Below are 25094 nucleotides of genomic sequence, written 5' to 3' on the forward strand. Positions count from 1 at the left end.
CATGTTCAAGCGTATGAAGGAAGATATTGCCAGTGTGTTCCACCGGGATCCGGCAGCACGCAGCACCGTGGAGGTGCTGTTCTGCTATCCCGGGCTGCACGCCATCTGGTTGCATCGACTGGCCCATGCGCTGTGGGTGCGTAACGCCAGACTGGTAGCGCGCATGGTGTCGAACTTCGCCCGCTGGGCGACCGGTATCGAGATTCATCCCGGCGCGAAACTGGGTCGCCGTTTCTTTATTGACCACGGCATGGGGGTGGTCATCGGCGAGACGGCCGAGATCGGTAATGATGTAACGCTGTATCAGGGGGTCACTCTGGGTGGCACCAGTTGGGATAAGGGCAAGCGCCATCCAACCCTGGAAGACGGTGTGGTTGTGGGTGCCGGGGCCAAGGTGCTGGGGCCTTTCACGGTGGGTGCCGGTGCCAAGATCGGATCCAATGCGGTAGTCACCAAGGCTGTGCCTGCTGGTGCAACTGCGGTGGGTATACCTGGTCGTGTCATTCTCAAGGAGTCGGATAAGCGTGCCGACGAGCAATGCGCCAAGCGTCAGGCCATGGCCGAAAAGCTCGGTTTCGATGCCTATGGGGTCACCCGTGATACGCCTGACCCGGTAGCTCGGGCAATCGGTCAGATGCTTGACCATATGCAGGCGGTGGACAGTCGCCTGGAAGGTATGTGCCACGCCCTGGGCGAGCTTGGCAGTGATTACTGTGCCAAGGAGCTGCCAGTGCTGGGCGGCGAGGATTTCGATCTGCTCAAGGCTGAAGTCGATAGCGTTGAAGCCAAATCCGATGATGCCAGCGATGCTGGGCGTTTATAGGACACGATGCCGATGTTGCCGATCTATCTCGATTACGCCGCCACTACCCCGGTTGACCCTGCGGTTGCCGAAAAGATGATGGGTTGTCTGACGATGGACGGCAATTTTGCTAACCCGGCTTCACGCTCACACATCTACGGCTGGAAGGCCGAGGAGGCGGTAGAGCTTGCGCGGCGCCAGGTAGCTGACCTGGTGGGTGCCGACCCGCGGGAAATAGTCTGGACCTCTGGCGCGACCGAGTCCGATAATCTGGCGATCAAGGGTGCGGCGCGCTGTCGTGCCGAGCGTGGACGGCATATCATCACGTCGCAGATCGAGCACAAGGCGGTGCTCGATAGTTGTCATCAACTGGAGCGTGAGGGTTTCGAAGTGACCTGGCTCAAACCGGAAGCTTCGGGGATCATCGAGCCGCAGCAACTACAGCAGGCGATGCGCGAGGACACCATTCTTGTATCGCTTATGCACGTAAACAACGAGATTGGCACCATCAACGATATTGCGGCTCTGGGTCATATTGCCCGCTCAGGGGGGGCGTTGATGCATGTGGACGCGGCGCAGTCCACTGGAAAGCTGCCGATCGATCTGCATCAGTTACCGGTTGATCTCATGTCCTTCTGTGCCCACAAGACCTACGGGCCCAAGGGTGTTGGAGCGCTCTACGTGCGCCGTGATCCCTCCCTGCGGCTTGAGGCGCAGATTCACGGGGGTGGTCACGAGCGTGGCATGCGTTCAGGTACCCTGCCCACCCATCAGATTGTCGGTATGGGAGCCTGTTTTGCTCTGGCCGGGGAATTGATGGACCAGGAACATCAGCGCATTAGCGACCTGCGCGACCTGTTGCTGGCCGGTCTGGCCGAGTTGCCCGAGGTGTTTCTCAATGGTAGCCGTGAGCGTCGCATACCGCACAACCTCAATCTTGCCTTTGCCGGAGTGGACGGGGAGCTACTGCTTCTTGCCTTGAAAGATCTGGCTCTATCTTCGGGTTCGGCCTGTACTTCTGCCTCGGTTGAGCCATCCTATGTGCTGCGTGCACTGGGTATGTCCAATGCGCTTGCCCAGGGGTCGCTGCGTCTCTCGTTGGGTCGCTTTACCTCGGCCGACGAAGTGAAACGTGCTGCGCAGATACTCTGCACTGTGGTTCCCAGGTTGCGCCAGGGCGGCTGAACCGGTTGCCCCCTCGCGCTAGGCTGGTGAATCTGCTGGCCGGTATGTATTTCCCTCTAACCTGCGTATAATCCGCGGGTTAACAATTTCGTAAAATTTCTCACCTCACAATTATTTTCTGGAGAGTTTTCCATGGCCGTAGAACGTACCCTGTCCATCATCAAGCCCGACGCCGTTGCCAAGAATGTTGTTGGTCAGATCATCAGCCGTTTCGAGAAGGCGGGTCTGAGCGTTGTGGCTGCCAAGATGGTTCAGCTGTCCCAGTCCGATGCTGAAGGCTTCTATGCCGAGCACAGTGCACGTCCCTTCTTCAAGGATCTGGTTGGCTTCATGACCTCCGGTCCGGTTGTTGTGCAGGTGCTGGAAGGCGAAGGCGCCGTGCTGAAGAACCGTGAACTGATGGGCGCCACCAACCCCAAGGAAGCCGACGCAGGCACCATTCGCGCTGATTTCGCTGAATCCATCGATGCCAACGCTGTACATGGTTCGGATTCCACTACCTCAGCGGCTCGCGAAATCGGTTATTTTTTCGCAGAAACTGATCTTTGCCCGCGCGGCTGAGACGACTTTCAACACCAGGGTGATGATGTGACTGCTACAACCAATGCCAACGGCAAAGTTAATCTGCTGGGTCTGACCCAGCCGAAAATGGAAGCCTTCTTCGAGAGCCTCGGGGAAAAGCGCTTCCGTGCCGGACAGCTTATGAAGTGGATTCATCACCAGGGTGTCGGTAATTTCGACGAAATGACGAATGTCAGCAAGGCGCTGCGTGAAAAGCTCGCAGCCTGCGCCGAGATTCGTCCGCCGGAAGTGGTCAGCGAAGATATCTCCACCGACGGCACACGCAAGTGGGTCGTACGCGTTGCCTCTGGCAGCTGTGTGGAGACTGTCTACATCCCTCAGAATGGGCGGGGCACCTTGTGTGTGTCTTCCCAAGCGGGATGTGCGCTGGACTGCAGTTTCTGCTCTACCGGCAAGCAGGGTTTCAATAGTGATCTGAGCGTGGCTGAAATCATCGGCCAGGTCTGGATCGCCAACAAGTCGTTCGGCAGTATCCCGGCCAAGACGGACCGCGCCATTACCAACGTGGTGATGATGGGCATGGGTGAGCCACTACTGAACTTCGACAATGTGCTCGATGCCATGTTGTTGATGATGGATGATCTGGGTTATGGGATATCCAAGCGCAAGGTTACGCTGTCGACCTCCGGTGTCGTGCCGATGATCGAGAAGCTGGGCGAGGTGACTGACGTAGCATTGGCCTTGTCGCTGCATGCACCCAACAACGCCCTGCGTAACCAGCTGGTCCCGCTGAACAAGAAGTATCCGCTGGAAGTTCTACTGCCCGCCTGCAATCGATATATGGCCAGACTGGGCGAGAAGCGGGTGTTGACCATCGAGTACACCATGCTCAAGGACATCAATGATCAGCCGGAACATGCCGAAGAGATGATTGAGCTGCTCCGCGAAACGCCGTGCAAGATCAATCTCATCCCATTCAATCCCTTTCCCCATTCGGGTTACGAGCGGCCAAGTAACAACAGTATTCGCCGCTTTCAGGATATGCTGCACAAGGCGGGTTACAACGTTACCGTTCGGACCACCCGGGGTGAAGATATCGATGCCGCCTGTGGCCAACTGGTCGGGCAGGTCATGGATCGTACCCGACGCAGCGAACGCTACATCGCTCTAAGAGAATTACCGGTCGACGGGCAGCCTGTGGAGCAGCCCTCCAGCGCGGACCGGTAAGCCATCCAACCGAGGATCGATTGTGATGAACAGAATGATGATCGCGGTAACATTGTTAACGGCCATCGCCCTCAGCGGGTGTGTAACAACCAGCGACCAGCCGCAAAAAAACAAGCCTGATCCGGACGCCGGGCGTGATGCGTATATTCAGCTGGGCCTTGGCTATCTTCGCGAAGGCGAAACAGAAAGTGCCAAGGCGCCACTCAGCGAAGCACTGAAACTGGATCCTCGCTCGGCTGCTGCACACCTGGCGCTGGCGATGGTGTTTCAGCAGGAAGGTGAAACCGGTTCGGCTGACAAGCATTATCGGGATGCTCTGGCCAGTGAGCCGGCCAATCCGAGAATATTGAACAATTATGGGGTTTTCCTGCTCAGTGAAGAGCGCTATCAGGATGCTCTGGGTTACTTCGAGCAGGCAGCGCAGGACACTTTGTATGGTGAGCGCTCCAGGGTATTTGAGAATATCGGTCTGACTTATCAGCGCATGGACCAGCCGGAGGAAGCCAAGGCGAGCTTCGAGCGTGCCCTGCGATTGAATAGCCGGCAACCTCTGGCACTGCTGGAGATGGCAAAGATCGAGTTCTCTCAGCAGAATTATGTCCCGGCATGGGACTACTATCGCAATTTCACCCAGTTTTCCGGGCAGAATGCCGCCAGCCTCTGGCTAGGCATTCAGCTGGCACGGCGGTTTGAAGATCACAATCGCGCTGCAAGCTACGCGCTGCAGTTGCGTCGCCTGTATCCAACAAGCCCGGAAGCGCAAGCATTGAAGGCAGCAGATCAATCATGAGTACAGAGCAGCGAGATGCGATGCCGCCAAATGGTGAATTTCGGCCTGACGACGGACGGATGGCCCATCCCGGCGCCACCTTGCAGGCAGCGCGTGAAGCCAAGGGGCTGAGCACTGCCGAGGCGGCGACCAGTTTGCGGCTTCCGGAGAAAATACTGGTTCATCTTGAAGCCGGACGCTTCGATCAGTTACCTGGGGACACCTTCGCCCGTGGCTATGTGCGCAGCTATGCTCGCTTGTTGGGCCTGGACGCCAACCGGTTGGTGCTGGAATACGACCGGTCACGGGGTATTGAAGTGCGTGAGCGTCAGGTCAGCGGCATCGACAAGATGACCAAGCCGGGCAAGGCGGGCGGTATGCTGGTGACCTGGACAACGGTGATCGTCGCTCTGGCCATCCTGGCCTCCATTCTCCTTTGGTGGTACGACAGCCAGCCGACGCGTTCTGTCGAGGATGTGTCCAGTATCGCTGGTCAGGCCCTTGATGAGGTTGAGGTAGATGCGCTGGCGTTGCCCGAGAATTTTGCCTCGGAGCCCTCGCCGCCCGGTGAAGCTGCTATGTCGGTTCCCGATCCGGTGACTTCGGTGACAGACGCTGAGGGCCCGGCAGACGCCACTGGTAACCTCGCAGTGCCAGACGACGGAACAATGTCTGATGGTGCGGCCGAGATTCCTGTTGAGGAGCCACAGGCTGCGCTGGATCAGGTTGAACAGCCGCAGCCTACGGCGGTTGTCGAGCAAGAGCCTGTTGTGGAAAGTCAAGAGCAGCCGGCAGTGGCGGGTAGCGGGTTGCAGATGCAGTTCACCGGTGACTGTTGGGTGCAGGTCAGGACCCCAGGTGGCGACTCCTTGCACAGCGGCCTTATGCAGGCAGGTCAGTCGCTGTCAATCGATCATCAGGGGCCAATAGAGGTGGTAATCGGCGCGGTTGAGGCCGTTTCAACAATTGCCTTCAATGGCGAGCCGGTGGACACGCAAAGCGTCCGCGAATCGGGCGTTGTTCGCCTGCGCCTGGGCTGAAGGAGCTACGCGATGCATCACGAGTCACCCATCAAGCGCAGAGTGTCACGGCAGATCCGGGTTGGGTCGGTCCTGGTCGGCGGCGATGCGCCCATCTCCGTGCAGAGCATGACCAATACAGAAACCTGTGATGTGGCCGCCACAGTTGCCCAGATCAGGCAGCTGGAGGCTGTAGGTGCAGACATCGTCAGGGTTTCGGTGCCCAGCATGGAAGCTGCAGAAGCATTCGGCGAGATCCGCAAGCAGACTGCCATGCCGCTGGTTGCGGATATTCATTTTGACTACAAGATCGCGCTTCGAGTCGCCGAGTTGGGCGTTGATTGTTTGCGCATCAATCCGGGTAATATCGGGCGTGAAGACAGGGTTCGCGCGGTTGTTGACGCTGCGCGTCACAATGGTATCCCTATTCGCATAGGTGTGAACGCAGGCTCCCTGGAAAAAGACCTGCAGAAAAAATACGGAGAGCCGACGCCAGAGGCCCTGGTGGAGTCTGCGTTGCGTCACGTCGAGTATCTCGACAAGCTGGATTTTCAGGACTTCAAGGTTAGCGTTAAGGCATCAGACGTGTTCATGGCCGTGGGTGCCTACCGGTTGCTGGCTGCGCAGATCGATCAGCCATTGCATCTGGGTATTACCGAGGCGGGTGCGCTGCGTTCGGGCACGGTCAAATCTGCCGTGGGTCTGGGCATGCTGCTTGCCGAGGGGATCGGAGACACCATCCGAATTTCTCTGGCTGCCGATCCGGTGGAAGAGATCAAGGTAGGCTACGACCTGCTCAAGTCACTGCGCCTGCGCTCGCGGGGCATCAATTTTATCGCTTGTCCAAGCTGCTCGCGTCAGAACTTCGACGTGATCAAGACCATGAATGAGCTCGAGGCACGACTCGAGGATGTCGTGGTACCTCTGGATGTGGCAGTGATTGGTTGCGTGGTGAACGGGCCCGGCGAAGCCAAAGAGGCTGATATCGGTCTGACAGGTGGCTCTCCGAACAACCTGATTTACGTCGGCGGCACGCCGGACCAGAAAGTCGATAATGTTCACCTGGTCGACACGCTGGAAAAACTCATTCGAGACAAGATTGCTGCCAAACAGGCGCTGGAAGCCAATACCATCGCCCGTGGCTGATTAAGGAAAGATGCATTGAAGACCCTGCAAGCCGTGCGCGGCATGAACGACGTACTGCCCGCCGACAGCGCTTTATGGCAGTACTTTGAAAGAACAGTAGCTGATCTATTGACTGGTTACGGGTACCAGCAGGTGCGCATGCCGATCGTCGAGCCTACTGAGCTGTTCAAGCGCTCGATTGGTGAAGTAACTGATATCGTCGAGAAAGAGATGTACACCTTTGCTGATCGCAATGGCGACTCGCTGACATTGCGCCCGGAGGGCACCGCCGGTTGTGTGCGCGCCATGCTCGAGCACGGCCTGCTGGGTGGCGGCATAAGCCAGAAGGTCTGGTACGCCGGCCCGATGTTTCGTCACGAGCGCCCGCAGAAGGGTCGCTATCGTCAGTTCAATCAGATTGGCGTGGAAACCTTCAACATCAGCGGGCCGGATATTGATGCAGAACTGATTCTGTTGAGCTGGCGGCTCTGGAAGCAACTGGGCCTGCAGGACGCGGTCACTCTGGAGCTTAACAGCCTTGGCAGCAGCGACGATCGCGCCCGCTATCGTGATGAGCTGGTGGCTTATCTACGTGAACGTTTTGATCAGCTTGACGAGGACAGCCAGCGCCGTCTTGAGAGTAATCCGCTGCGCGTGCTCGACAGCAAGAACCCTACCACTCAGGCGCTGCTGGCTGATGCGCCGCGGCTGGCCGATTTTCTGAATCAAGACGCACGGCTGCACTTCGAAGGGTTGCTAGCGTTGCTTGATGCCGCAGGTGTGCCTTACGTGATCAATCCGCGCCTGGTACGCGGGCTGGACTATTACGGGCTGACAGTGTTCGAATGGGTCACCGACAAGCTGGGCGCTCAGGGAACGGTGTGTGCAGGTGGTCGCTACGATGGTCTGGTCGAGCAATTGGGCGGCAAGCCAGCCACAGCCGTTGGTTTTGCCATGGGCATTGAACGTTTGCTGCTGCTGATTCAGACATTGGATCGGGTGCCGGCCGAGCTGGCGCGACAGGTGGATGTCTACTTTGTCACTTTGGGAGACGCAGCGGCGGTTGCGAGTTTCAGGCTTGCAGAACAGCTACGTGACGCTTTGCCGGGCGTTCGTCTGGTCGTGCATTGTGGCGGCGGCAGCTTCAAGAGCCAATTCAAGAAGGCCGACAAGTCCGGTGCTCTCTTTGCACTGATTCTGGGCGAAGATGAAGCGGCGGCAGAACAGATCGGGATCAAACCGCTGCGCAGTGATGCGCAGCAGGAAAATATTGCCTGGCACGAGCTGCCGGCACGTCTTCAACAATTATTTTAAGCGCAAGCAGCCGCTTCGTTCAGGCAAGGAGTCTGGGGTGACGTACGAGACAGAAGAAGAACAGGTAGAAAAGATCAAGGAATTGTGGAACAAGCACGGCGTGCCTCTGCTGACCGGTGTTGTTATTGCCCTGGCTGGCGTATTTGGCTGGCAGGGCTGGAACAACTATCAGGATAACCAGGCTGCCAACGCCTCGGCGCTCTATCAGACAATGCTGGAGTCGGTGTTGGCAGATGGTGGTACCGAGGATCGAGCTCGCGGCGCAGAACTGGCCGAGCAGATACGTGACGAGTACAGCGGTACTCGTTATGCCCAGTTTGCTGCATTGATGCAGGCCAGACTGGCCGTGGAAGCAGAGGATCTGCCTGCAGCTGAAGAATTGCTGAATGAAATTGTTGGCGATGCGGGGGATCCGGTACTGGAAGAGGTCGCCCGCCAACGTCTTGCGCGCGTTCTTGCCGCCCAGGATCGCGCCGAAGAAGCACTTGAGGTGCTCATCGGTGACGTCACCGGTGCCTTGCTGGCCAGTCGTGAGGAAATACGCGGCGACCTGTTGCTTGATCTCGGTCGCGAAAACGATGCCCGTACTGCCTACCAGGCTGCCCTGGCGGCACTCGAAGATCCCCAGGCACGCCCGCAATTACAGTTGAAGCTTGATGATCTGGCGGAGGAAGCCTAGTGAAACTGAAGTTCCCGTATTTGGCCATAACCATGGCGGCTCTGCTGGTTGCAGGCTGCAGTGGTTCCGGCAAGAAAGAACTCGCCCCGGCAGAGCTGCAGGATTTCACCGCTGAAGTAGAGTTGGAGCGCAACTGGAAACGCAACATTGGTGCTGGCCAGGGCAAATTGTACAACCAGTTGATGCCATCGCTGGACGGTTTGACTCTCTATGCAGCCGACGCGAAGGGGCGTGTAGTTGCAATGGACCGCGATACCGGCGAGGTAATGTGGCAGGTCAAGCTTGATGAGCGTGTCTCGGGTGCTGTGGGCACCGGTGGCGGTCGTATCATGGTTGGTACGCTGGACGGCGAAGTGATCGTTCTGGATGAAGCGGATGGCTCGGAAATGTGGCGTACACGGGTCTCGAGCGAGGTCCTCGCCCCACCGCAGACCAACGGTGATGTCGTTGTGGTGCAGACCCTGGATGACAAGATCACTGCGCTGGATATTAGTGACGGCAGCCAGCGCTGGATCTATGAATCCAGTGTGCCGGTACTGACCCTTCGTGGACACAGCACTCCGTTGATTTCCCGCGGGCGAGTGTTTGCGGGCCTTTCCAGTGGTCGAGTGGTGGGTCTGGCGGCCGATACCGGCTTGCCGATCATGGAGGCACGAGTCGCGCAACCGCAGGGTCGTACCGAGCTCGAGCGGATGGTCGACGTTGATGGACAAATGCTGCTGATTGACGAGACCCTGTATGTGACCAGTTACCAGGGTGCTCTTGCCGCCGTTGACGTGGCGTCGGGCACTGTTCGCTGGCAGAAAGAAGCTTCGAGTCTGGTTGGACCCGGCGAAGGTTTCGGCAGTGTCTATGTCAGCCATGCGGACGGGCGGGTTGAAGCTCTGGACCGGTCTCGCGGCGAGTCTCTCTGGGTCAACGACAGCCTCATGCGTCGTAACCTCACTGCACCGGTAGCGTTCAGCAGCTACATCGCCGTAGCCGACTTTGACGGTTATGTGCATCTGCTTGCTCAGACCGATGGCCGTATGGTTGGCCGCGTGCGGGTGGATGGTGATGGCGTTCGGGCACCCGCTATAGTGCTCGGCGACACCCTGTATGTGTACGGCAATAGTGGTGATCTGGTGGCGTTGACGCTCCCTTAGATCCAAATAAAGCTATACTTTCCCGGCCGCTGCCCCCTGAAATGGCGCAGCGGCCGTTTTCGTTTATTGCACGGTAGTCCGTGCGCGGAGTAATCATGGTTCCTGTAATCGCCCTCGTGGGGCGGCCCAATGTCGGCAAGTCCACGTTATTCAATCGTCTGACCAAGAGTCGTGACGCAATTGTTGCCGATGTAGCCGGCCTTACCCGTGATCGCCAGTACGGCGAGGCGAGCTGGCAGGGCCAGCGGTATATCCTGGTCGATACCGGGGGCATCAGCGGTGATGAGCAGGGTCTCGACATGATTATGGCCGGGCAGTCCCTGCAGGCTATAGAAGAGGCCGATGCGGTCCTCTTTCTGGTCGATTCGCGCGCAGGTAGAACGGCGGCGGACGAGTTGATTGCCCAGCATCTGCGCAAGCGCAACAAGCATACCTACCTTATTGCCAACAAGATTGACGGTGCCGATCAGGATTCGATCCAGGGTGAATTTTCCAAGCTCGGCCTCGGCTCGCCAATCGGTATTGCCGCAGCCCATGGTCGCAACATCAATCCGATGCTCGAGATGGTGTTTGGTGAAAATGGTATTGGCAGTCTTGCCCAGGAGCCTTTGGCCGAAGGCGAGGAGGGTAAAGCGCCGCGTATCGTTGAGGCGATTGGTACAAAGATTGCGGTAATCGGCAGGCCCAATGTGGGCAAGTCGACCCTGGTCAACCGCATGCTCGGCGAAGACCGGGTGGTGGTATTCGACCAGGCCGGCACCACTCGCGACACCATCTATATTCCCTATGAGCGCTTTGAAAAGCCCTACACATTGATTGACACTGCGGGGGTGCGCAAGCGCGGCAGGGTATCGGAGGCGGTCGAAAAGTTCTCGGTGATCAAGACCCTGCAGGCGATCGAGGATTCCAACGTGGTCATCTTCGTCATTGATGCCCGCGAAGGCGTTGTGGAGCAGGATTTGCACCTGCTGGGCTTTGTGCTGGATGCCGGGCGCGCGCTGGTGATTGCTGTCAACAAATGGGACGGCATGGATGAGCGCGAGAAAGACTACGTGAAGATCGAGCTGCAACGCCGTCTGATTTTCGCCCAGTTCGCCGACCTGCACTTTATTTCGGCACTGCATGGCAGTGGCGTGGGGCTCCTCTACAAGTCAGTCGACAAGGCCTTTGCCAGCGCCATGACCAAGGTGCCGACCAATCGCATGACGCAGATCCTTGAAGATGCCGTAGCCAACCACCAGCCGCCGGTCGTCAACAGTCGCCGTATCAAGCTGCGCTATGCGCACCTGGGTGGTTCCAATCCGCCGATCATCATCATTCACGGCAATCAGGTGGAGAACGTTCCGCAGTCTTACACCAAGTATCTGGAAAATACCTTTCGCAAGGTGCTGGGCATGGCGGGTACGCCGATTCGGGTTGAGTACAAGGGCGGCGAGAATCCCTTTGCCGATCGCAAGACAGGGTTGACCGATCGCCAGGTGAACAAGAAGCGGCGCCTGATGAGCCATCACAAGAAAGAAGAAAAGAAGCGCAAGGACAAGAAGCGATAAGCCATTGGCTGTGCTGATTGAATCTGTGCAATAAAAAACCCGGCTCTCTGGCCGGGTTTTTTATTGGGCGCGACTCAGGATGCGGTCTGAACCATCGTCGGGTAATCGGTATAACCCACCTCGGCCCCACCATACAGAGTGGCCGGGTTGATCTCGTTCCAGGGCGCACGAGCCTTGATGCGCTGAACGAGGTCAGGATTGGCGATGTAGGGGCGTCCAAAGGCGATCACATCCGCCAGGCCGTCTTCCACTGCCTGTGCGCCGGACTCTGCGGTCATGCCACCAGCCAGAATCAGGCGGCCGTCATACAGCTCACGCAGGGTTTCAAGTAACGCGTCAAAACCTTCGTAGACACCGCCGACCCAATCAGGGCGATTGACATGCAAATAGGCCAGATTGCGTGTATTGAGTTCGCGCAGAAGATAACTGAACGTTTCCCTGGGGTTTGCATCGTCCACGCCGTTGAAGGTACCCATGGGGGAAATGCGAATGCCGACCCGGCCACTGTCCCCCGTGGCCTCAATTACCGCATCGACTACCTCCAGCACCAGACGCACGCGGTTCTCGAGGCTGCCGCCGTAACCGTCGGTCCGCTGATTGCTGTTGGAGCACAGAAACTGATCAAGCAAGTAGCCGTTCGCTGCGTGCACTTCCACACCATCGAAATCTGCATCCAGTGCGTTGCGAGTCGCTTTGGCATAGTCGGCAACTATCCGGGGAAGCTCCTCGGTTTCAAGCGCGCGAGGCATGGCGGTCGGTGCCTTGTGATGACTGCCGTCAGCCTCCTGAACGTAGCACTCGGCTTTGGCCTGAATGGCCGAGGGAGCGACAGGATCAGCGCCGTCGGGCTGCAGTAGCGGGTGGGAGATGCGGCCCACGTGCCACAGCTGCAGGAAAATACGACCATCGGCTTCATGTACGGCCTGGGTAATCTGTTTCCAGCCAGCAACCTGCTCGGCGCTGTGAATGCCTGGCGTCCAGGCGTAGCCCTGGCCTTCAGGGCTGATCTGTACAGCTTCGCTGATGATCAGGCCTGCGTTGGCGCGCTGGGCGTAATAGGTGGCGTTCAACTCATAGGGTATGTTGCCAGGCTGCTTGCTTCGCTGACGAGTTAGGGGTGCCATGATCACGCGGTTTGGCAGATCAAGGCTGCCCAGGCGAATGGGCGTGAGAAGCGGGGATCGAGACATCTGGTACGACTCCTTGTTGCCTGCATCAGTGGGTGCAGAATGTGGAGTGTATTATGGGGGCGACATTTCTTTTGACAAGCGCAGGGGATTTAACTGGATATGTCGGGGCGGCTGCAGCGAGCGAACCCGATATGACGCGCCGAGCTTTTATCCCGGCGCGTTGGTGTTGGGCACCGATCAGGCAGCTTGCGCTTCGGCCTGGCGCAGGGCGCGGTTGAGGGCGCTGAACAGCGCGCGGAAGCTGGCCGTGGTCAGGTTTTCGTCGATTCCAATGCCGTGTAAGGGGCGGCCGCTGTTAAGACGAATTTCCACATAGGCCGCTGCCTTGGCATTGGTGCCGGAGCCAATGGAATGCTCGTGGTAATCCATTATCTCGACCGATACGGGTAACCCTGCAACGAGTGCTTCGAGAGGCCCCTTGCCCAGCCCACGCCAGTGCAAGGTTTCGCCCTGGTTCAGGACCTCGACGTCGACGGCACTGGTGCCGTTTTCTTCCTGCAGTCTGTGTCGGATCAGCGCGTAGGGACTGGTTGCCTGCACGTATTCCCGATCCAGCAGCTCATGGATCTGCGCGCCACTCATCTCCAGGCCGAGCCGGTCAGTTTCGCCTTGCACAACCTGGCTGAATTCGATCTGCATACGGCGTGGCAGGCTGATGCCATAGCCTTGCTCGAGCAGGTAGCTGATACCACCCTTGCCTGACTGACTATTGACTCGAATGACCGCGTCATAGCTGCGGCCGATATCTTCGGGGTCGATCGGCAGGTAGGGCACTTCCCACAGGGAGTCGGGTTTGCGTTGGGCAAAGCCCTTGCGAATGGCGTCCTGGTGCGAACCCGAGAACGCGGTGTGCACCAGATCACCGACATAGGGATGTCTTGGGTGCACGGACAGCTGGTTGCACTCTTCGACTACCTTGCGCACGGCATCGATATCGGAAAAGTCCAGCTGCGGATGAATGCCCTGGGTATAGAAGTTCAGCGCCAGGGTAACCAGGTCGACGTTGCCTGTGCGCTCGCCATTACCGAACAGGCAGCCCTCGACCCTGTCAGCTCCCGCAAGAAGGCCGAGTTCTGTGGCGGCGACGCCGGTGCCGCGGTCGTTATGGGTATGCAAGCTGATCAGCACACTGTCACGGCGGCTGATGTGCCGGCCGAACCATTCGATCTGATCGGCATAATGATTGGGTGTGGCAATTTCGACCGTGGCGGGCAGATTGAGGATGACCTTGTTGTCGGGCGTCGGCTGCCATACGTCGAGTACGGCGTCACAGACCTCTACGGCAAACTCCAGTTCGGTGGAGGTGAAGATCTCCGGCGAGTACTGGAAGGTCCATTGGGTATCGGACTGTTCTGCGGCCAGCTGTTTGATCAGGGTGGCGGCGTTGATGGCGATGTCCACGACGCCTTTCTTGTCCTGGTTGAACACGATGCGGCGAAAGCTCGGCGCGGTGGCGTTGTACACGTGGATGATGGCTTTCTTGGCGCCACGCACGGATTCGAAGGTGCGTCTGATCAGATCTTCGCGCGCTTGGGTGAGCACCTGGATGGTTACGTCATCGGGGATGTGACCATCGTCGATCAGGCTGCGCACAAAGTCGAAGTCGGCCTTGGAGGCTGATGGAAAGGCTACTTCGATCTGCTTGACGCCAACCTTGACCAGGGTCTGGAAGAATTTCAGCTTGCGCGCAGGGTCCATGGGCTCGATCAGTGACTGATTGCCGTCGCGCAGGTCGGAGCTGCACCAGATCGGTACTTCGGTAAGCGTGCGCGATGGCCACTGGCGATCGGGAATATCTACCGGCTCGAATGCGCGATATTTGCTGGATGGGTCTTTGAGCATGCTCATGGTCTGCTTCCTTTTCGGCCCTTTACCTTGTGGGTCGGGCGGGTGCTGAATAGGGTGTTGTTGCAGTAAAAGTTAATAGGTGCTGGTTTTTATTGCAATGCGAGTTTTAAATTTGGCAGCAATCGCCAATAAAGAGCGTTTGGTGAGCTTTTTGGTATCTTTGGTGCGGTGTTTTGGAGGATTTTTGCGCGATCCTTGAATCGGTATGTGGTGTCGCTGCTGGGTGACCACCGCTCCCAGCCTGGCAGGATTCCGAAAGCCGCCGTGAATCCGTCCCTGGAGGCTTGGCGGCAGTCCCGACCGCCAGGGATGGCGGAAGTGTCGATTATGCAGGAGCAATCATCGACCTGTTTCAGACACTTTCTGCACCCCGCCAGGCCGTGCGCTCGCCAGGCAAAGGAGTGAGGTTGAGTTTGCTGTCCAAAAGTCAAAAGCAAAACTCCTAGTGTCTCACCCCACCTTCGTCATTCTCGCGAACGCGGGAATCCATTTTGACCTTCGCACAACCCCAGCGAATCATTGGATTTTTCAGGGCATGAATGCGCCAATAAAGATGGAGGGGTCTACGCGTGTATTGTTGAGGCTGACGTTCCAGTGCAGGTGTGGGCCTGTCGCTCTGCCGGTGGCGCCGACTTTGCCGACGTGTGCCCCGCGGCCGACTTCATCTCCTACCTGCACATCGATCGCCGACAGGTGACAGAACATGCTGATGAGCCCCTGGCCGTGGTCAACGAAGACGGTTTTTCCGTTGAAGAAATAATCACCCGTAAGAATCACCTGGCCGGCTGCGGGCGCTTTGATCGAAGTGCCTGTGGAGGCGGCGAAATCCAGGCCGGAGTGGGGGTTGCGCTCTTCGCCGTTGAAGAAGCGGCGCAGGCCGAAGGCACTGGATAGGCGGCCATCTACCGGACGGTCGAATAGCAGGTTGCTGGGCTGGCGGGCACTGAAAGTCTTGTAGGCGTTGATCTGTTCGTCCAGCTCGCGGTTGATGCGTTTGAGATGCTCGGGGTCGGGCGTTACGTGCTGCTGGTTTTTCAGCTTGATATGCTGCTCGGGATATTTGCGGTCGGAGACCTTGAACGCAATTTTTTGCCCGCCCTCTGTCTCGATATGCTCGGTACCGGGTTTCACCGCCAGCGGGATGCCGGCGATGGCGATCCAGCGTTGACCGTCTTCGCGTATTACCAGCAGTGGCTGGTTCTGATACTGCGCGCGGGGCGCTTCGGATTGCTCTGGGAGGGTAACGACGGCTACGCCGCCAGGGACCGGCTTGTTCAACAGCCGGGTAATAAAGCCTTCCGCCTGGGCTGGAAGCGCCGATACGGCCAGGCAGAACAGAATGATCAGGCGCTTGAGTGGCATGGTTAATCCAGTAAGGGGAGGGTGTGAGGGGCGTCGAGATTGTCCTCCACGCGCAGGGCCAATCGGCCGTCGCTGAGCTGCGCCTCGACGCGCTGGCCTGGTTTGGCGTCGGCCTGGCTGCGTAGCGGTTTGCCCTGTTGGTCGAACAGAATGCTGTAGCCGCGGCCGAGGGTGGCCAGAGGGCTGACCACATTCAGAGTTTGGGCGAGACCGTCCAGACGTTGGCGCCGGTGCTGCAGATTTTGTGTCATGGCGCGGGGCAGACGCTGGTCGAGTTGGTCGAGGCGTTGGCGCAACAGTGCCAGGTGCCTGCCGGGATGCTGAGCCTGCAGGCGCGCTTGCAAACGTTCGCTGCGCTGGCCTACCTGGTTCAGATGCTGGCGCATGCCGCGCTTGAGGCGCAACTCAAGTTCGTCCAGGCGCTGGGCTTGCTGGGCCAGGCGTTCGCCGGGATGACGCAGGCGGCGACGCAGGTTTTCCAGGCGCAGATGTTCCCGGGCCAAACGGTCACGCAGGCATTGGCGTAATTGCCGGTGGGCGCGCTCGACCTGTTGCAGCATGGCCTGTTGATCAGGGCTGAGCAGTTCTGCCGCCGCCGACGGGGTAGGGGCGCGCACGTCGGCGATGAAATCGCAGATTGAGACGTCGGTTTCGTGGCCAACCGCACTGACCGTGGGGGTTTGGCAGGCCGCCAGTGCGCGGGCGACCATCTCTTCATTGAATGGCCATAGATCCTCCAGCGAGCCACCGCCGCGGGCGACGATCAAGGCGTCGAAGCCTGACCGGTCGGCCAGTTGGAGTGCGCGGACAATCTGCGGTGCTGCGTCACGACCCTGGACTGGCGTGGGCACTACCACCAGTTCGATAAAGGGTGCGCGGCGACCAAAAACGCTGATGATATCTCTTACTGCGGCCCCGCTCGGTGAGGTAATAACGCCGATGCGTTTGGGATGCGTGGGGAGGGGGCGTTTGCGTTCAACGGCAAACAGGCCCTCTTCCTGCAATTTGGCCTTGAGTGCATCAAAAGCCATGCGCAGTGCCCCGTCACCGGCCGATTCCATGCTGTCGACTATCAGTTGATAATCGCCGCGGCCTTCATACAGACTGACACGTCCACGCACCCTTACCTGCAGGCCGTCACTCAGCGCCATGCGCACGCGGCTGGCGTGCTGACGGAAGAAGGCGCAGCGGATCTGCGCCTTGCTGTCCTTCAGGCTGAAATACAAGTGACCGGAGGAGGGGCGGGCGAGGTTGGACAGCTCACCCTCGACCCATATCTGCGGGAATACATCCTCGAGCAGGCTGCGCGCGCGGGCATTGAGCTGGCTGACGCTGAGCACGTCGCGTTCTTTGGTCAGGCGTTGGAACAGGGCATCATCATTCATGCGCCCATCTTAGCCTGCTGGCGCGCTGCAGAGAATAATCGAGTTGCAATGCGATACTCATTGAGCGTATTGGGCGTGGCGGGTATAATGCCCTGCTTCCATTTTCCCGCTCGGGAGCCCTGCTATGCTACGTGTAAGCCAAGAAGCCCTAACCTTTGACGATGTTCTGCTTGTGCCCGGTTATTCCGAGGTCATGCCGAAAGACGTCAGCCTCAAGTCCCGGCTCACCCGGCGCATCGAACTCAATATCCCTCTGCTGTCTGCTGCCATGGACACCGTCACCGAAGCCCGTCTGGCTATCGCCATGGCTCAGGAAGGCGGCATGGGTATTATCCACAAGAACATGACTGTTGATCAGCAGGCTGCCGAAGTACGCAAGGTGAAGAAATTCGAATCCGGCGTAGTGAAGGATCCGATCACCATCGATGCAGACGCTACGGTTGGCGAGCTGGTCGAGCTGACTCGCGTAAACAATATTTCCGGCGTTCCCGTGCTGTCCAACGGGGAACTGGTGGGGATTGTCACCGCCCGCGATGTGCGTTTTGAAATTCGCATGGAAGCCCTGGTCCGAGAAGTAATGACCGGCAAAGACAAGCTAGTTACCGTGAAGGAAGGTGTCAGCGCCGGCGCGGTGCGTGAGTTGCTGCACCGTCATCGGATCGAGAAGGTCCTGATAGTTGATGATGAATTCCGCCTCAAGGGCATGATGACCGTCAAGGACATCGAAAAAGCCCGCGCCTACCCCAACGCTACCAAGGACGACCAGGGTCGTTTGCTGGTCGGCGCGGCTGTGGGTACCGGTGCCGATACCCCTGATCGCGTTGCGGCGTTGGCAGCTGCCGGTGTTGACGTGGTGGTAGTTGATACGGCCCATGGACACTCCCGCGGCGTCCTTGATCGCGTACGTTGGGTCAAGGAAAACTACCCGGACATCCAGGTGGTTGGCGGTAACATCGCGACCGCCGAGGCCGCGCTGGCCCTGGTTGAGGCGGGCGCCGATGCGGTCAAGGTAGGCATCGGCCCGGGTTCGATCTGCACAACACGTATTGTCGCCGGTGTCGGCGTTCCCCAGATTTCTGCCATCGCTGATGTCGCCACCGCGCTCAAGGATCACGACGTTCCGGTTATCGCTGACGGCGGTATCCGTTTCTCCGGTGATCTGTCCAAGGCGATCGCCGCTGGTGCGTCGGTCGTCATGATGGGTTCGATGTTTGCTGGTACTGAAGAAGCGCCTGGCGAGGTCGAACTTTTCCAGGGCCGCTCCTACAAGGCTTACCGCGGCATGGGTTCCATGGGTGCAATGTCAGGCAGCCAGGGTTCTTCGGATCGCTATTTCCAGGACTCCAGTGCCGGCGCCGAGAAGCTGGTGCCAGAGGGTATCGAGGGCCGCGTGCCTTACAAGGGTTCGTTGGCTGCGATCATTCACCAGCTGATGGGTGGTTTGCGTGCATCAATGGGTTACACCGGCAGTCGCAATATGCTGGAGATGCGTACCAAGCCCCAGTTTGTACGTATCACCAACGCCGGTATGAGTGAGTCCCACGTTCACGATGTGCAGATCACCAAGGAAGCACCCAACTACCGAGTTAGTTGAGTAATCATTGTCTGTGCTGCTGGTGTGACAGCTGATCGAGCATGTCATGCCAGCCGGTATTTACGCCTCCGGCACTGCACAAGTACTGCTATCCTAATTTTTGCGTAACGTCCTTCAGAGAGCCTGCCCTATGGTCCATCAAGATATTCATGCCCACCGCATCCTGATTCTGGACTTCGGTTCTCAGTACACCCAGTTGATTGCTCGTCGCGTACGGGAGATAGGCGTGTATTGTGAGATTCGCGCCTGGGATATGGACGAGAACGAGATTCGTGATTTTGCCCCCAAGGGCATCATTCTGGCCGGTGGGCCGGAATCTGTTCCGCTGCCAGGTTCACCGCGAGCTCCTGAGATCGTGTTCACGCTCGGCGTGCCGGTGCTCGGCATCTGCTACGGCATGCAGACCATGGCCGAGCAACTGGGTGGCAAGGTTCAGGGTTCGGACAAGCACGAATTCGGTTACGCGCGGGTGGATATCGTCGGCAAGAGTGACTTCCTGGCCGGTATCGAGGATCACGTGGATGGTGATGGCCTGCTCAGTCTGGACGTCTGGATGAGTCATGGTGACAAGGTCATCGAGCTACCGACTGATTTCCATATCCTTGCCAGCACCCCGAGCTGCCCGATTGCCGCGATGGGCGACGAAAAGCGCCATTTCTACGGTCTGCAGTTCCATCCTGAGGTGACACACACCCGTCAGGGTCTGCGCATGCTGTCGCGCTTCATTCTCGAGCTGTGTGCATGTGAAGCCCTCTGGACCCCGTCCAATATCGTCGAAGACGCCATCAGCAACGTGCAGGCCCAGGTGGGCAAGGATAACGTGCTGCTGGGTCTGTCCGGTGGTGTGGACTCGTCTGTGGTTGCGGCCCTGCTGCACCAGGCGATTGGCGATCAATTGACCTGTGTGTTCGTGGATAACGGCCTGCTTCGCCTGCAAGAGGGTGAACAGGTAATGGCGATGTTTGCCGAGAACATGGGTGTGAAGGTGATCCGCGTCAACGCCGAGGAGAAGTTCCTCTCGCGTCTGCTGGGTGTGACCGACCCGGAGGAAAAGCGCAAGATCATCGGCCGCACCTTTATCGAAGTGTTCGATGATGAAGCGACCAAGCTTCAGGGCGTGAAGTACCTGGCCCAGGGCACTATCTATCCTGACGTGATCGAATCAGCCGGCTCGAAGAACGGTAAGGCCCATGTGATCAAGTCCCATCACAACGTCGGCGGGCTGCCCGACGATATGGCATTCGAGCTGGTCGAGCCACTGCGCGAGCTGTTCAAGGACGAGGTGCGCAAGATTGGTCTGGAATTGGGTCTGCCCTTCGACATGGTCTACCGTCATCCCTTCCCGGGCCCGGGCCTGGGAGTGCGGATCCTTGCTGAAGTGCGCAAGGAATACGCTGACATCTTGCGTCGTGCAGACCATATCTTTATCGAGGAGCTGCGTCGGGCCGACCTGTACCACAAGACCAGCCAGGCATTCGCTGTCTTCCTGCCCGTGCGCTCTGTCGGTGTTGTGGGCGATGCCCGCCGCTATGAGTGGGTAATTGCGCTGCGCGCTGTGGAAACCATCGACTTCATGACTGCGCGCTGGGCGCACCTGCCCTACGAGTTTCTGGAGACGGTCTCCAACCGTATCATCAACGAAATTACCGGCGTATCCCGGGTGACCTACGATATCTCCAGCAAGCCGCCTGCAACGATCGAGTGGGAATGATCGCGCTGCGGGACCTTGTGCGGCAAAACCGGGTCTCACCTGAACAATTGAGGGAGACTGGATATGCGTGACCAAGGCAATGAGAAAACCCGGAAGAAGCTCGAGCGCCTGGCGTGGTTTCTCGACAGCTCGATCAAGGTGCCAGGCTTCAATGCGCGATTTGGTCTGGATGGTCTGATTGGCCTGATTCCAGGCGTTGGCGACGTTATCTCGGCCCTGATTTCCAGCGTGGTCATCTCGGAGGCTGCGCGCATGGGTGCGCCCAAGACCCTGTTGCTGAAAATGGCTTTCAACGTGCTGGTTGATACTGTCGTAGGGGCAGTGCCCCTGGTTGGCGATCTGTTCGATTTTGCCTGGAAAGCCAATAATCGGAATGTAAGCCTGCTTAATCGCTATCTGGATAGCCCGCGGGAGACAGAGGTTACCAGTCGGGTTTTTGTCTGGGGCCTGAGTGCTGCGCTTCTGGGGTTGGTGGTTCTGGTTGGCTATCTGTTAGTGCTGTTACTTCAAGCCCTGTTCAATGCAGTGGGTGCCTGAGCCAGAGGGCGGTTCGTCCGGCTCAGGCGACTCGCTGTCCGTTTACTCCCCTGAGCTCATGAGCTGGCTGGAGAGCTTTTGTCCCGTCCATTCGATCAGCTGGACGGCAAGGGCATCCGAAGCTTGTTTGAAAGCATCTACCACCCCGGTAATAGCCTCAGAGGCCAATGGCTGTTGAGCGATGAATGTCCTGCTGGCGAGAATGTTTCTGCTGGAGGGGTCAATCAGTCGGGCGTTCAGCTCGATGACGACAAAAGGTCCGGCGTCTGCGTATATAACCTGGAAGCGGCGTAGGTCACTACTCATGTGAATATCGGCACTGAACGAGTTTTCGTCAGTGCTCACTGCCATGAGCGCGCCGCTTTGCTCGAAGGCCTGGGCCAGATGGTCGCGCAATAGCGCGGGTGCCGGGTCGGACCAGCGGGCGCCCTTGTAGTTCTGCAGTTCGTTACCCCGTGGGTTGACCACTATGCGTGGGCTGCTGAGTACGGAGCCAGCCCGAGGTGTGCCGATGCGAAGCGAAAGCGGTAGAACGGTGTTGGCCGAGGCGCTCATGCCCGGTGCCGGCAACTGGTAGACCTTCAGGGATTCTGCTTCCGGGAAGACGGTGCACGCGGTAAGCCAAAAGGTGCTCGACAAAACGGCGCCGGTAAGTAGTTTGCGGTGGCTCTGTTTCAAGGTTCGAACTCCTCCATGCTGTCGCGACCCAATATGAAGCGCGTGGGATTGTCTTCCAGGCGGCGCGTTATGGTGCGCAGGGAGCCAAGGGTAGCGCGCAGCTCGTTGATGGCCGGTTCCAGCTGAGAAAGCCCCTGCATGCCGGAGGTGAAAGCCTCGCTGTTGTCGTTCAGCAAGCTCTCCAGAGTGCCACTGGTACTGGCGATCGAGGTGAGTGCCTCCTCGGCCTGGTTCAGCGTGCGTGCGCCTTGCTGATTGAGAAGCTTGTCGGCACTTGCGACCAGCTCACTGCTACGTTGCAGCGTTTCATTAACCTGTTCGCTGGCTCTGGTCAGTTCATCGAGCAGTAGTGTGAGGCTCTCGCTCTGGGCTGCAATGCCACCTGTTGCGCGTTCGACGTTTGTCAGGGTGCGGCCAATACTGTCGGCATTCTCATCTGACAGAATGCTTCGGGCATTGGACATCAGTTGGTTGACGTTGGTCATCAGGTCTTCCCCGTCGGCCAGTAATGAAGATATAGGTGAGGGCGCGGCAACGATGACTGGAGGCCCTTTCTTGCTGGTCAGCAGCGGGCTGCCAGGGGTGCCATGGCTCAGCTCGATGACCGAGTTTCCGGTAATGCCGGTGAAGGACAGGCGCGCCCGCGTGTTTTCCTTGATAGGCACGTCCGTGCCTACCCGGATTCGCGCCAGAACGCGGCGCGGGTCTTCGGGGTCGAGTTGCAGCGAGTGGATGTCGCCGACCTTGATGCCGCTGTACTGCACAGCGCTGCCGCGTGACAGACCCGTAACAGCCTCGTTGAAGACGACAATATATTCCTTGTATTCGCGGCTGGTGGCCGCACTGCCAAGCCATAGCGCAAATATTATTGCCGCGCCGGCAGCGAGCAGCGTAAAGAGTCCAATCAGCACGTGGTGAGCGCGGGTTTCCATCAGCGGTCATGCTCCGGCTGGTGTCTGTTACGTTCGGTCGCATCGGCCGCGGCGCGGCCTCTGGGGCCATGGAAGTAATCCTGTATCCACGGATCGTCTACGGCAGCCACTCGTTCGAGGGTGTCGGCTACCAGTACTTTCTTCTGGGATAACACGGCAATCCTGTCGCAGATTGCGTAGAGCGTATCAAGGTCATGCGTCACCAGGAATACACTCAGACCCAGCGCATCGCGCAGAGTTCGAATAAGCTCATCAAACGCCGCTGCGCCAATGGGGTCCAGGCCGGCTGTGGGCTCATCCAGGAATAGTATATCCGGGTCCAGGGCAAGTGCGCGCGCCAGTGCTGCACGCTTGATCATGCCGCCTGATAATTCCGACGGATATTTGCCCGCAGCGGTTGCGGGTAGCCCGGTGAGGGCAATCTTCATTTGCGCCAGGTGTTCGGCATCAGCGCGACTCAGGCCGCCATGCTCAATCAGGGGGAGGGCAATATTCTCAGCCACGGTCATTGAAGAAAACAGCGCGCCTTGCTGAAACAGCACACCGAAGCGCCGCTCATGCTGAGATCGAGCCTCGTCATCAAGGGTCTGCAGGTCCTCGCCGAAGACCTCGACCCGGCCTCCGGTGGGGCGCCTCAGGCCCAGAATCGAGCGCAGTAGTACCGATTTGCCGCTGCCGGAGCCGCCAACAACGCCAAGAATTTCCCCGCGGTAAATGTCGAGGTCGAGATTCTCATGAATGGTCTGCGTGCCAAACTGATTGAGCAATCCGCGCACGCGGATCAGCGGTTCATTCCCAGTAATATCGCTCACCAGCCCATCTCCATGAAGAAGAGCGCGGCCAGGGCGTCTACCAGAATCACCACAAAAATGGATTGCACAACGCTGGACGTGGTGTGTTCGCCCACAGACTGTGCACTGCCCGTAACCTTGAAGCCTTCAAGACATCCGATGAGTGCTATCAAAAAGGCAAAAATCGGAGCCTTCACCATGCCTACATAAAAATGCTGAACATCCATGTTCTGCTGTAGCGTGCCCAGAAACATTGTGGGGGAGATGTCCAGGGAGAGCATGCATACCAGGGCGCCTCCGAGGAGTCCGGAAAACATCGCAACCAGGGTAAGAATGGGTAACGAAATCAGCATCGCCAGTACGCGGGGTAGTACCAACAGATCGATTGGGTTGAGGCCCAGGGCGCGAATGGCGTCAACTTCCTCATTGGCTTTCATCGAACCAATCTGGGCGGTAAAGGCGCTCGCTGTTCTGCCGGCCAGCAGAATTGCCGTGAGCAACACACCAAACTCACGCATAAACGAGAAGGCGACCAGATCCACGGTGTAGATGGTCGCGCCAAAGCTTTCCAGGATTGTGGCGCCCAGGAAAGCAACGACAGCACCGACCATGAAGGTGAGCAGCGCTACAATTGGTAGAGCGTTTAGTCCGGTGACTTCAATTTGCGCGACCAGCGAGGTTATTCGCCAGTTACTCGGACGCAGAATATTGCGGCTGAGGCTGGCCAGCACCAGGCCGGTAAATCCCAGCAAATCAACCAAGTGGTGCCAGAACGTCAGCGTGGCGTCGCCAATGCGGGCCAGCAGATCGACTATCAGGAACCCTTGAGTGGCAGATTGAGGCGGACTGGACTCTATGGTCTGGGCTACCCGTTGCAGCAGCATGCCCTGCTTGGGGTCTATGCCGTCATTGCGCTCGGCCAGGGTGGACAACAGCTCCGGTCCAAGCAGCTCGGCTAGTAGCTGGGCGCCGGCTGTATCGAGCTTGGCAAGATCGCTCAGGTCAGCACTCCGGGCGGTTGTGGTCCGGCCCTGCGACAGTCCGATCTGCTCGCGCAGTTCGGCGTAGTGAGCGAGCACCCAATCGCCCCTGATGATCAGATGCGCCGGATCCTGCTCACTGCGTTGGAAAAAACTTTGAGGGTCAGCGCCCGACATCTTTATCGGTATCCGCAATTGAAGGTGGTGGCCATCAGGTCACCCCGATATGCATCAGGACTTGCGTTCGAACCCGTAGTCTTCCGAGAGGGTGCCGGGACTATCACCCTTGGGTGCGTAGTCGCGCGGTGGTTCAAGGCTGTCGAACAATGGCTCGCCATTGGGTCTGCTGCGCGAGACCGGGGGCTCTTCCAGGGCTGCAAGAAGACGCTGGCGGGTCATCTCGTCGGGGGACAGGTCCATCGCACCCTGGGAAAGATGCTCCTGAATTTCCTGATGGTTGCGATTGAGTTGAGCAACCAGGTTGGCTGTGGTTTTGAAGTGGCTGGAAACTTCCTGCTGATATTCCTCGAATCGCAACTGCAGACTCTCCAGCTGGGATCGGGTGCCGGATGAATATGAGCCGCTGACGCGCCTGGCGATCTGTGTCAGCACGATGCCGATAATCACGCCTGCTGCCAGAGCAATAGTTACTGCAATCCACAGGTTTTCGCTTGCTTCCACTGTGCTTCCCCTATTGAACAATTGAGTGTCAGGCCCGCACGTAAGCGGCTGATCAGCTAATGTACTAA

23 protein-coding genes are annotated in these 25094 nt (G+C 58.4%); 14 read left to right on the forward strand and 9 right to left on the reverse strand.

Annotation, left to right across the window (positions count from 1 at the left end; genetic code table 11):
* Position 1: 1 nt before the first annotated feature.
* From cysE to der, 11 genes are all read left to right on the forward strand, one after another.
* The gene (cysE, locus tag FZF01_RS10345) at positions 2 to 823 is read left to right on the forward strand and encodes a serine O-acetyltransferase (protein ID WP_150278087.1); all 822 of its coding nucleotides are present in this window, start codon (positions 2 to 4) and stop codon (positions 821 to 823) included.
* Positions 824 to 835: 12 nt separating this feature from the next.
* A complete protein-coding gene (locus tag FZF01_RS10350) occupies positions 836 to 1987 on the forward strand; it encodes an IscS subfamily cysteine desulfurase (RefSeq protein ID WP_229734567.1) in 1152 nt (383 codons plus the stop codon).
* Positions 1988 to 2119: 132 nt separating this feature from the next.
* Positions 2120 to 2548, forward strand: coding sequence for a nucleoside-diphosphate kinase (ndk, locus tag FZF01_RS10355; protein WP_150278089.1), 429 nt, complete (start codon positions 2120 to 2122; stop codon positions 2546 to 2548).
* A 27-nt stretch (positions 2549 to 2575) separates the two neighbouring features.
* Positions 2576 to 3736, forward strand: coding sequence for a 23S rRNA (adenine(2503)-C(2))-methyltransferase RlmN (gene rlmN, locus FZF01_RS10360; protein WP_150278090.1), 1161 nt, complete (start codon positions 2576 to 2578; stop codon positions 3734 to 3736).
* A gap of 25 nt (positions 3737 to 3761) precedes the next feature.
* Positions 3762 to 4526 (forward strand): type IV pilus biogenesis/stability protein PilW, encoded by a 765-nt coding sequence (gene pilW / locus FZF01_RS10365; protein WP_373286449.1) that lies wholly within the window; start codon positions 3762 to 3764, stop codon positions 4524 to 4526.
* Entirely contained in the window at positions 4523 to 5545 is a 1023-nt protein-coding gene (locus FZF01_RS10370; RefSeq protein WP_150278091.1) for a RodZ domain-containing protein, read from the forward strand. Before pilW ends, FZF01_RS10370 begins: the two co-directional genes overlap by 4 nt.
* A 12-nt stretch (positions 5546 to 5557) precedes the next feature.
* A complete protein-coding gene (gene ispG, locus FZF01_RS10375) occupies positions 5558 to 6670 on the forward strand; it encodes a flavodoxin-dependent (E)-4-hydroxy-3-methylbut-2-enyl-diphosphate synthase (RefSeq protein WP_150278092.1) in 1113 nt (370 codons plus the stop codon).
* 15 nt (positions 6671 to 6685) lie between these two features.
* Positions 6686 to 7963 carry a histidine--tRNA ligase gene (gene hisS, locus FZF01_RS10380; RefSeq protein WP_263363770.1) on the forward strand — a complete coding sequence of 426 codons (1278 nt, stop codon included), beginning with the start codon at positions 6686 to 6688 and terminating at the stop codon, positions 7961 to 7963.
* A gap of 37 nt (positions 7964 to 8000) precedes the next feature.
* A complete protein-coding gene (locus tag FZF01_RS10385) occupies positions 8001 to 8642 on the forward strand; it encodes a YfgM family protein (RefSeq protein WP_223825472.1) in 642 nt (213 codons plus the stop codon).
* Positions 8643 to 8674: 32 nt separating this feature from the next.
* A complete protein-coding gene (gene bamB / locus FZF01_RS10390; RefSeq protein ID WP_150278205.1) occupies positions 8675 to 9787 on the forward strand; it encodes an outer membrane protein assembly factor BamB in 1113 nt (370 codons plus the stop codon).
* A gap of 95 nt (positions 9788 to 9882) precedes the next feature.
* Positions 9883 to 11337, forward strand: a complete 1455-nt coding sequence (gene der, locus FZF01_RS10395) for a ribosome biogenesis GTPase Der (RefSeq protein WP_150278094.1) — start codon at positions 9883 to 9885, stop codon at positions 11335 to 11337.
* 74 nt (positions 11338 to 11411) lie between these two features.
* Here the strand turns inward: der and FZF01_RS10400 are convergent, their stop codons facing one another.
* The 4 genes from FZF01_RS10400 to xseA form a co-directional block, all read right to left on the reverse strand.
* The gene (locus FZF01_RS10400) at positions 11412 to 12527 is read right to left on the reverse strand and encodes an alkene reductase (RefSeq protein WP_150278095.1); all 1116 of its coding nucleotides are present in this window, start codon (positions 12525 to 12527) and stop codon (positions 11412 to 11414) included.
* Positions 12528 to 12704: 177 nt separating this feature from the next.
* Positions 12705 to 14375, reverse strand: coding sequence for a 2-isopropylmalate synthase (gene leuA / locus FZF01_RS10405; RefSeq protein WP_150278096.1), 1671 nt, complete (start codon positions 14373 to 14375; stop codon positions 12705 to 12707).
* Positions 14376 to 14903: 528 nt separating this feature from the next.
* Positions 14904 to 15737: a peptidoglycan DD-metalloendopeptidase family protein gene (locus tag FZF01_RS10410; protein ID WP_150278097.1), complete on the reverse strand. Its 834-nt coding sequence runs from the start codon at positions 15735 to 15737 to the stop codon at positions 14904 to 14906.
* 2 nt (positions 15738 to 15739) lie between these two features.
* Entirely contained in the window at positions 15740 to 17122 is a 1383-nt protein-coding gene (gene xseA, locus FZF01_RS10415; RefSeq protein ID WP_150278098.1) for an exodeoxyribonuclease VII large subunit, read from the reverse strand.
* A 124-nt stretch (positions 17123 to 17246) separates the two neighbouring features.
* Here xseA and guaB point away from each other — a divergent pair, with 124 nt between their 5' ends.
* The 3 genes from guaB to FZF01_RS10430 all read left to right on the forward strand — a co-directional run bounded on the left by guaB (position 17247) and on the right by FZF01_RS10430 (position 20964).
* Complete coding sequence (gene guaB, locus FZF01_RS10420) at positions 17247 to 18716, forward strand: IMP dehydrogenase (RefSeq protein ID WP_150278099.1); 1470 nt, start codon at positions 17247 to 17249, stop codon at positions 18714 to 18716.
* A gap of 130 nt (positions 18717 to 18846) precedes the next feature.
* On the forward strand, positions 18847 to 20427 hold the full coding sequence (gene guaA / locus FZF01_RS10425; protein WP_150278100.1) for a glutamine-hydrolyzing GMP synthase: 1581 nt from the start codon (positions 18847 to 18849) through the stop codon (positions 20425 to 20427).
* 63 nt (positions 20428 to 20490) lie between these two features.
* Positions 20491 to 20964: a DUF4112 domain-containing protein gene (locus FZF01_RS10430; RefSeq protein ID WP_150278101.1), complete on the forward strand. Its 474-nt coding sequence runs from the start codon at positions 20491 to 20493 to the stop codon at positions 20962 to 20964.
* A 42-nt stretch (positions 20965 to 21006) separates the two neighbouring features.
* Here FZF01_RS10430 and FZF01_RS10435 read toward each other — a convergent pair whose 3' ends face one another.
* Genes FZF01_RS10435 through FZF01_RS10455 form a run of 5 tightly spaced genes read right to left on the reverse strand, consistent with a single transcriptional unit; the run spans position 21007 to position 25026 of the window.
* Positions 21007 to 21642, reverse strand: coding sequence for an ABC-type transport auxiliary lipoprotein family protein (locus tag FZF01_RS10435; RefSeq protein ID WP_150278102.1), 636 nt, complete (start codon positions 21640 to 21642; stop codon positions 21007 to 21009).
* On the reverse strand, positions 21639 to 22574 hold the full coding sequence (locus tag FZF01_RS10440) for an MlaD family protein (RefSeq protein WP_150278103.1): 936 nt from the start codon (positions 22572 to 22574) through the stop codon (positions 21639 to 21641). The genes FZF01_RS10435 and FZF01_RS10440 overlap by 4 nt, the downstream gene beginning before the upstream one ends.
* Positions 22574 to 23377 carry an ABC transporter ATP-binding protein gene (locus FZF01_RS10445; RefSeq protein ID WP_150278206.1) on the reverse strand — a complete coding sequence of 268 codons (804 nt, stop codon included), beginning with the start codon at positions 23375 to 23377 and terminating at the stop codon, positions 22574 to 22576. The genes FZF01_RS10440 and FZF01_RS10445 overlap by 1 nt, the downstream gene beginning before the upstream one ends.
* Before the next feature lie 5 nt (positions 23378 to 23382).
* Positions 23383 to 24522, reverse strand: coding sequence for an MlaE family ABC transporter permease (locus tag FZF01_RS10450; RefSeq protein ID WP_150278104.1), 1140 nt, complete (start codon positions 24520 to 24522; stop codon positions 23383 to 23385).
* 54 nt (positions 24523 to 24576) lie between these two features.
* On the reverse strand, positions 24577 to 25026 hold the full coding sequence (locus tag FZF01_RS10455; protein ID WP_150278105.1) for a YhcB family protein: 450 nt from the start codon (positions 25024 to 25026) through the stop codon (positions 24577 to 24579).
* Positions 25027 to 25094 lie beyond the last annotated feature (68 nt).

Source organism: Halopseudomonas salina, assembly GCF_008641105.1.

What these genes read in the sequence shown, in the direction of transcription:
- pilW (WP_373286449.1), top strand. Translation starts at nt 3,762, where the DNA reads ATGAACAGAATGATGATCGCGGTAACATTGTTAACGGCCATCGCCCTC.
- leuA (WP_150278096.1), bottom strand. Translation starts at nt 14,375, where the DNA reads ATGAGCATGCTCAAAGACCCATCCAGCAAATATCGCGCATTCGAGCCG.
- ispG (WP_150278092.1), top strand. Translation starts at nt 5,558, where the DNA reads ATGCATCACGAGTCACCCATCAAGCGCAGAGTGTCACGGCAGATCCGG.
- FZF01_RS10430 (WP_150278101.1), top strand. Translation starts at nt 20,491, where the DNA reads ATGCGTGACCAAGGCAATGAGAAAACCCGGAAGAAGCTCGAGCGCCTG.
- FZF01_RS10450 (WP_150278104.1), bottom strand. Translation starts at nt 24,522, where the DNA reads ATGTCGGGCGCTGACCCTCAAAGTTTTTTCCAACGCAGTGAGCAGGAT.
- cysE (WP_150278087.1), top strand. Translation starts at nt 2, where the DNA reads ATGTTCAAGCGTATGAAGGAAGATATTGCCAGTGTGTTCCACCGGGAT.
- ndk (WP_150278089.1), top strand. Translation starts at nt 2,120, where the DNA reads ATGGCCGTAGAACGTACCCTGTCCATCATCAAGCCCGACGCCGTTGCC.
- FZF01_RS10370 (WP_150278091.1), top strand. Translation starts at nt 4,523, where the DNA reads ATGAGTACAGAGCAGCGAGATGCGATGCCGCCAAATGGTGAATTTCGG.
- guaA (WP_150278100.1), top strand. Translation starts at nt 18,847, where the DNA reads ATGGTCCATCAAGATATTCATGCCCACCGCATCCTGATTCTGGACTTC.
- guaB (WP_150278099.1), top strand. Translation starts at nt 17,247, where the DNA reads ATGCTACGTGTAAGCCAAGAAGCCCTAACCTTTGACGATGTTCTGCTT.
- der (WP_150278094.1), top strand. Translation starts at nt 9,883, where the DNA reads ATGGTTCCTGTAATCGCCCTCGTGGGGCGGCCCAATGTCGGCAAGTCC.
- bamB (WP_150278205.1), top strand. Translation starts at nt 8,675, where the DNA reads ATGGCGGCTCTGCTGGTTGCAGGCTGCAGTGGTTCCGGCAAGAAAGAA.
- FZF01_RS10350 (WP_229734567.1), top strand. Translation starts at nt 836, where the DNA reads ATGTTGCCGATCTATCTCGATTACGCCGCCACTACCCCGGTTGACCCT.
- FZF01_RS10400 (WP_150278095.1), bottom strand. Translation starts at nt 12,527, where the DNA reads ATGTCTCGATCCCCGCTTCTCACGCCCATTCGCCTGGGCAGCCTTGAT.
- FZF01_RS10410 (WP_150278097.1), bottom strand. Translation starts at nt 15,737, where the DNA reads ATGCCACTCAAGCGCCTGATCATTCTGTTCTGCCTGGCCGTATCGGCG.
- FZF01_RS10440 (WP_150278103.1), bottom strand. Translation starts at nt 22,574, where the DNA reads ATGGAAACCCGCGCTCACCACGTGCTGATTGGACTCTTTACGCTGCTC.
- xseA (WP_150278098.1), bottom strand. Translation starts at nt 17,122, where the DNA reads ATGAATGATGATGCCCTGTTCCAACGCCTGACCAAAGAACGCGACGTG.